This is a genomic window from Caulobacter sp. GW822-FHT07D08 (assembly GCF_058798735.1).
Map to the genome: position 1 here is coordinate 1 of NZ_JBXAKU010000043.1, position 5,770 is coordinate 5,770.

6 protein-coding genes are annotated in these 5,770 nt (G+C 65.6%); all 6 read right to left on the reverse strand.

Translation table 11 applies throughout. The annotated features are described in order from the left end of the window. Nucleotides 1-448: 448 nt before the first annotated feature. Entirely contained in the window at nucleotides 449-769 is a 321-nt protein-coding gene (locus AC1RJ9_RS28190; RefSeq protein ID WP_492841977.1) for a 2Fe-2S iron-sulfur cluster-binding protein, read from the reverse strand. A gap of 42 nt (nucleotides 770-811) precedes the next feature. Then, nucleotides 812-2,050 carry an NAD(P)/FAD-dependent oxidoreductase gene (locus tag AC1RJ9_RS28195; protein ID WP_492841979.1) on the reverse strand — a complete coding sequence of 413 codons (1,239 nt, stop codon included), beginning with the start codon at nucleotides 2,048-2,050 and terminating at the stop codon, nucleotides 812-814. A gap of 128 nt (nucleotides 2,051-2,178) precedes the next feature. Further along, nucleotides 2,179-2,961, reverse strand: coding sequence for a succinate dehydrogenase iron-sulfur subunit (locus tag AC1RJ9_RS28200; protein WP_099575368.1), 783 nt, complete (start codon nucleotides 2,959-2,961; stop codon nucleotides 2,179-2,181). A gap of 7 nt (nucleotides 2,962-2,968) precedes the next feature. Then, entirely contained in the window at nucleotides 2,969-4,756 is a 1,788-nt protein-coding gene (sdhA, locus tag AC1RJ9_RS28205) for a succinate dehydrogenase flavoprotein subunit (protein ID WP_492841981.1), read from the reverse strand. After that, on the reverse strand, nucleotides 4,756-5,211 hold the full coding sequence (gene sdhD, locus AC1RJ9_RS28210) for a succinate dehydrogenase, hydrophobic membrane anchor protein (protein WP_492841985.1): 456 nt from the start codon (nucleotides 5,209-5,211) through the stop codon (nucleotides 4,756-4,758). Before sdhD ends, sdhA begins: the two co-directional genes overlap by 1 nt. Continuing rightward, a complete protein-coding gene (gene sdhC / locus AC1RJ9_RS28215; RefSeq protein ID WP_492841983.1) occupies nucleotides 5,178-5,585 on the reverse strand; it encodes a succinate dehydrogenase, cytochrome b556 subunit in 408 nt (135 codons plus the stop codon). The genes sdhD and sdhC overlap by 34 nt, the downstream gene beginning before the upstream one ends. Between the last annotated feature and the right edge of the window lie 185 nt (nucleotides 5,586-5,770).

Below are 5,770 nucleotides of genomic sequence, written 5' to 3' on the forward strand. Positions count from 1 at the left end.
GGTCCTCGGCAGAGCCGGCAGCTTCTAAAGAAACCACCAAATCCAGTCAAGCTATTTCTCGAAGAAAACCTCGAAGCGATTACTTGACTAGCCTAACATCGCGCCGCTGATTTTTTGCGAAGTCTTGGCGGCGATGTCCGGAGCGGCGCTTCTAAAGAGGCGACACTCCGAAGTCAACCAACTCTTTTCGACTTTTTCAAACTCCGGAAAACCGGGGAGTGAAGAGACAAAAGAAGGATCCCTGGGCCGCCGTGGCCGCCCTTGCGGATCCGTCATCGAGTCGATTGGAGCGCGGTGTTTAGCGAAGCGTCTGAGCCGATGCAACTCCCTTTCGGGGGCCGCATCGTCCGGCCGCGACGCCGTTCCGAGCGAGGCGGTGATCTAGTCCTCCCTCGGACGACTGGCAAGCCCCTCGCGACAATATAACAACGCTCTTTTGACGTCGTGACTAATGCTGGCTTTCCGGCAGGCGCACGATCAGGCCGTCCAGCGCGTCGCTCACCTTGATCTGGCACGACAGGCGGCTGTTGGGCTCGACGTTCTCGGCGAAATCCAGCATCGACTCTTCCATGGCCGACTTGTCGCCGGTCTTATCGAGCCAGGCCGGGTCGACATAGACGTGGCAGGTGGCGCAGGCGCAGGCCCCGCCGCAGTCCGCGTCGATGCCCGGCACGTTGTTCTTCACGGCGCCTTCCATGACGGTCAGCCCTGGCTTCACGTCGAGCGCGTGCTCGGTGCCGTCGTGTTCGATGTAGGTGATCTTGGCCATCTGTTTCCCATTACCCCTGGAAGGCTGTCTCTATAGGGCGGCCTAAGCCGCCACCTCTTTCATGGACACCGTAAGATCGGCGAGCTTGTCGGCGCTCACCGGCGTGCGTTTGGCGATCAGCTGCTTGCCGGCCATGAATTCGGGCGGCGCGTTGACAGCCTCGACGGCCTGCAGCAGGTCACCCTTCAGATGGAAGACCGCGAACTTGGCGGCGGTGACATCGCCGCGCACCACCTGGCGGTCCGCCTCGAACGGCAGGCCCGCGATCTGCAGCTTCAGATCATACTGGTCGGACCAGAACCACGGCACCTCGGGCGCGGGACCCGGACGTCCAAGAATCGCCGAAGCAGCCTGCTTGGCCTGCTCCAGGGCGTTGGGGACGCTCTCCAAGCGGAACTGCCGCTCATAGAGCGGGAGCGGACGATGGGTGACGTCGCCGATCGCGAAGATCGACGGATCCTCGGTCCGCGCTTCCAGGTCGACGACCACGCCATTGGCGGTCGCCAGGCCCGCATCCTTGGCCAGTTCGTCGTTGGGAACCGCGCCGACGCCGACCAGGGCGACATCGCAGGCGACCACCCGGCCATCCGAGAACTTCACGCCGGTGACGTGGCCGTTCTCGCCCTCGAAGCCGGCGACACCGGCGTTCAGCTCGAACACGACGCCATGCTTGCCATGATAGTCCTGGAAGAAGAGCGACAGGGTCTCGCAGGCGACCCGGGCCAGCACACGGCTTTCACGCTCGATGACCATGGCGTGGCTGCCCAGCGCCCGGGCCGAGGCGGCCGCCTCCAGGCCGACATAGCCGCCGCCGATCACGGCCAGCCGCTTGCCCGGCCCCAGGGCGTGCTTGAGCCGTTCAGCGTCGGCCGCCGTACGCAGGGCCAGGACACCTGCGAGGTCGGAACCCGGAATCGGCAGCTCACGGGCGCGAGCGCCCGTGGCCAGAATGAGGAAGTCGTAGGCGATGACCTCCCCCGACGCGAGGGTCACCGTCTTTTCGGAACGGTTGATCCGCTCGGCCACGCCTTCGAGGCGCAGGGAGACGTTGTTCTCGGCGTACCATTCGGCCGGCTTGAGGGCCAAGGAGTCGGCGTCGGCCTCGCCCTTCAGCCAGGCCTTCGACAGCGGCGGGCGCTGATAGGGCAGCAGCGGCTCGTCGCCGATCAGCACAATGCGGCCCTGGTGACCATATTGACGCAGGAACGCCGCGGCCGAGCCGCCGGCATGACCGGCGCCGACGATGACGACGCACGCGTTCTGATTGGCTTCAGCGCTCAATGACGCCCTCCCTTTCGTCAAAAATGACGCCGGCGTCACCTATTGGCAAGCGCCTTCGACAAAGGCGGACATAGAATGGGGCGGCTCGTCTCCGAAGCCGCCCCATGCTTGTCTTCTCAAGGAGCCCGTCAGACGACGCGCTCGACCATCATCTTCTTGATTTCGGCGATGGCTTTGGCCGGGTTCAGACCCTTCGGGCAGACCTGGGCGCAGTTCATGATCGTGTGGCAGCGATAGAGCTTGAAGGGATCTTCGAGCTGATCGAGGCGGTCGCCGGTGGCTTCGTCGCGGCTGTCGATCAGCCAGCGATAGGCGTGCAGCAGGGCCGCCGGACCCAGATACTTGTCGCCGTTCCACCAGTAGCTGGGGCACGAGGTCGAGCAGCAGGCGCAGAGGATGCATTCGTAGAGACCGTCGAGCTTCTCGCGGTCTTCCGGCGACTGCTTCCACTCGGTCTGCGGCTCGGGCGTGTCGGTGTGCAGCCAGGGCTCGACCGAAGCATACTGAGCGTAGAACAGCGTCAGGTCGGGGATCAGATCCTTGACCACCGGCATGTGCGGCAGCGGGCTGATCTGAACGGCCTTGCCCGGCACCTCGGCCCAGCCATGAGTGCAGGCCAGGGTGTTGCGGCCGCCGATGTTCATCGAGCACGAGCCGCAGACGCCCTCCCGGCACGACCGGCGGAAGGCCAGGGTCGGGTCGATGGTGTTCTTGATATAGAGCAGCGCGTCCAAGACCATCGGGCCGACGGTGTCGACGTCGACGTCGTAGGTGTCCCAACGCGGATTGCCGCCCGCTTCCGGATCGTAGCGGTAGATCTTGAAGGTCTTGACCTTCTTGGCGCCGGCCGGCGCGGGCCAGTGCTTGCCCGACTTGACCTGCGAGTTCTTGGGGAGTGCGAGTTCGACCATCGTACCCTCAGTAGACCCGTTGTTTCGGCGGGATGTAGGCGATGTCGTCCGACATCGTGTAGCTGTGCACCGGACGGTAATCGATCTTCACCTTGCCGGTCTCGACATCGAGCCAGGCCAGAGTGTGCTTCATCCATTCGGTGTCGTCGCGGCTCGAGAAGTCCTCGCGGGCGTGGGCGCCGCGGCTTTCGGTGCGGTTGACCGCGCCGGCCACGGTCACGACCGCCTGGCCGATCAGGTTGTCGAACTCCAGGGTCTCCATCAGGTCGGTGTTCCACACCAGACCGCGATCGCTGACCTTGATGTCCTTGGCCTTGTCCCAGACCGTCGCCAGGCGCTGAGCGCCGCCGACCAGGGTTTCGCCCGTGCGGAACACGGCCGCGTCTTCCTGCATGGCCTTCTGCATCTCGAGACGCAGTTCGGCCGTGCCGGTCGAGCCCGAGGCGTTGCGGAAGCGGTCGAACCGGGCCAGGTGGCCGTCGGTCCAGGCGTCCTTCAGTTCCGGCTGCTTGGCGCCGGGGGTCAGGACCTCGGCGCAGCGCAGGGCCGCGGCGCGGCCGAACACCACCAGGTCGATCAGCGAGTTGGAGCCCAGGCGGTTGGCGCCGTGCACCGACACGCAGGCGGCCTCGCCCACGGCCATCAGGCCCGGGATCACCTGGTCGGGATTGTCGCCCGACTTGGTGACGACCTCGCCGTGATAGTTCGTCGGGATGCCGCCCATGTTGTAGTGGACGGTCGGCAGCACCGGGATCGGAGCCTTGGTCACATCGACGCCGGCGAAGACCTTGGCGGTCTCGGAGATGCCGGGCAGACGCTCGTGCAGGATCTTCGGATCCAGGTGATCCAGGTGCAGGAAGATGTGGTCCTTGTTCGGGCCCACGCCGCGACCTTCGCGGATCTCGATGGTCATGGCGCGGCTGACCATGTCGCGGGGCGCCAGGTCCTTCACCGACGGGGCGTAGCGCTCCATGAAGCGCTCACCTTCCGAATTGGTCAGGTAGCCGCCTTCGCCGCGCGCGCCTTCCGTGATCAGGCAACCGGCGCCGTAGATGCCGGTCGGGTGGAACTGCACGAATTCCATGTCCTGCAGCGGCAGGCCGGCGCGCAACGCCATGGCGTTGCCGTCGCCCGTGCAGGTGTGAGCCGAGGTGGCCGAGAAGTAGGCGCGGCCGTAACCGCCCGTGGCCAGGATCACCGTCTGGGCCTGGAAGCGGTGCAGGGTGCCGTCGTCGAGCTTCCAGGCGGTGACGCCGCGGCAGACGCCATCGTCCATGATCAGGTCGAGGGCGAAGTACTCGATGAAGAACTCGGTGTCGTGGGCCAGGGACTGGCCGTACATCGTGTGCAGCATGGCGTGACCGGTGCGGTCGGCCGCCGCGCAGGTGCGCTGGATCGGGCCTTCGCCGTAGTTCTTGGTCATGCCGCCGAAGGCGCGCTGATAGATCTTGCCGTCGGCCGTGCGCGAGAAGGGCACGCCCCAGTGCTCGAGCTCATAGACCGCCGCAGGGGCGTTGCGGGTCAGGTACTCGATGGCGTCCTGGTCGCCCAGCCAGTCCGAGCCCTTGACGGTGTCGAACATGTGCCAGCGCCAGTCGTCCTGGCCCATATTACCCAGCGAGGCCGAGATGCCGCCCTGCGCCGCCACGGTGTGGCTGCGGGTCGGGAACACCTTGGTGATGCAGGCGGTCTTCAGACCCGCCTGCGCGGCGCCCAGGGCGGCGCGGAGACCCGAACCGCCGGCGCCGACGACGACGACGTCGAACTTGTGGTCGATGAACTTGTAGGCCGACATCAATGGGCTCCGGTCACGGTCATGGCCACCTTGAGGATCGAGAAGACCCCCACGGCGCCGGCCAGCACGCAGACGAACAGATTGCCGATCACCAGGGCCGACTTGCTCGTGAAGCGGTGGATGTAGTCTTCGATCACCACCTGGACCGTGTTCGACAGGTGGATCAGGGCCGAGATCAACAGCAGGCTCAGCAGCACGGCGTTGACCGGCTGGCCGACCCAGGCGGCGGCGGTGTGCTGGTCGGCGCCGACCAGCTTCAGGGCCGCGAACACGCCCCAGACGCTCAGCGGCGCCAGGGCCAGGCCAGAGACGCGCTCGGTGATGAAGTGGCTGACGCCGTGACGCGAGGCGCCCAGGCCGCGAGCCCGCGACAACGGGGTGCGGAATTGAATGGGCTGGAAGAGGTCGTTCTTGCTCATGATCAGAACGCTCCGTTCGCGCCGGCGATGACCCAGGTGACGATCGTCGCCACGACCGCGAAGGCGATCGCCATGGCGCCGGTCATGTCGGCGATGCGCGGGGCGAAGCCCTTGCCGGTGTCCCAGAAGGTCTGGCGGATCGTGTAGGCGATGTTGAAGAACACGGCGAAGGTCTCGCCCAGCAACACCAGCTTGCCGATCGGCGAGCCCAGCACGCCGAGGAAGCCCGCATAGACGTCCGGACCGGCCGCCAGGGCGGCGGCCCAGGCGGCCAGGATCACGGCGCCGACCCACAGGCCAACGATGCAGCCGCGGTGCAGGATCGAGCAGGCCATGGTGATATGCCAACGCCACACCTGCAGGTGCGGCGACATCGGGCGCTCAGGCAGCCCCCGGCTCGTGTCGGTCATGAGAGGTCCAACCCCAGTAGCCTTTGTGCGTTGCGGGATGCTTTTAAGCGCGAGGGCGGGGGTGTCAATTAAGCGGCGCTTGTTGAGAAACGTTCTCAATCCCAATCCGGGTGGAGGCTGTGTGAAAACGTCGATTTAGGCTATGATTCTCGGAGGTTAATCTCCGGGGGCTTAGATGAAGCGCT

What these genes read in the sequence shown, in the direction of transcription:
- AC1RJ9_RS28190 (WP_492841977.1), bottom strand. Translation starts at nt 769, where the DNA reads ATGGCCAAGATCACCTACATCGAACACGACGGCACCGAGCACGCGCTC.
- AC1RJ9_RS28200 (WP_099575368.1), bottom strand. Translation starts at nt 2,961, where the DNA reads ATGGTCGAACTCGCACTCCCCAAGAACTCGCAGGTCAAGTCGGGCAAG.
- sdhA (WP_492841981.1), bottom strand. Translation starts at nt 4,756, where the DNA reads ATGTCGGCCTACAAGTTCATCGACCACAAGTTCGACGTCGTCGTCGTC.
- sdhC (WP_492841983.1), bottom strand. Translation starts at nt 5,585, where the DNA reads ATGACCGACACGAGCCGGGGGCTGCCTGAGCGCCCGATGTCGCCGCAC.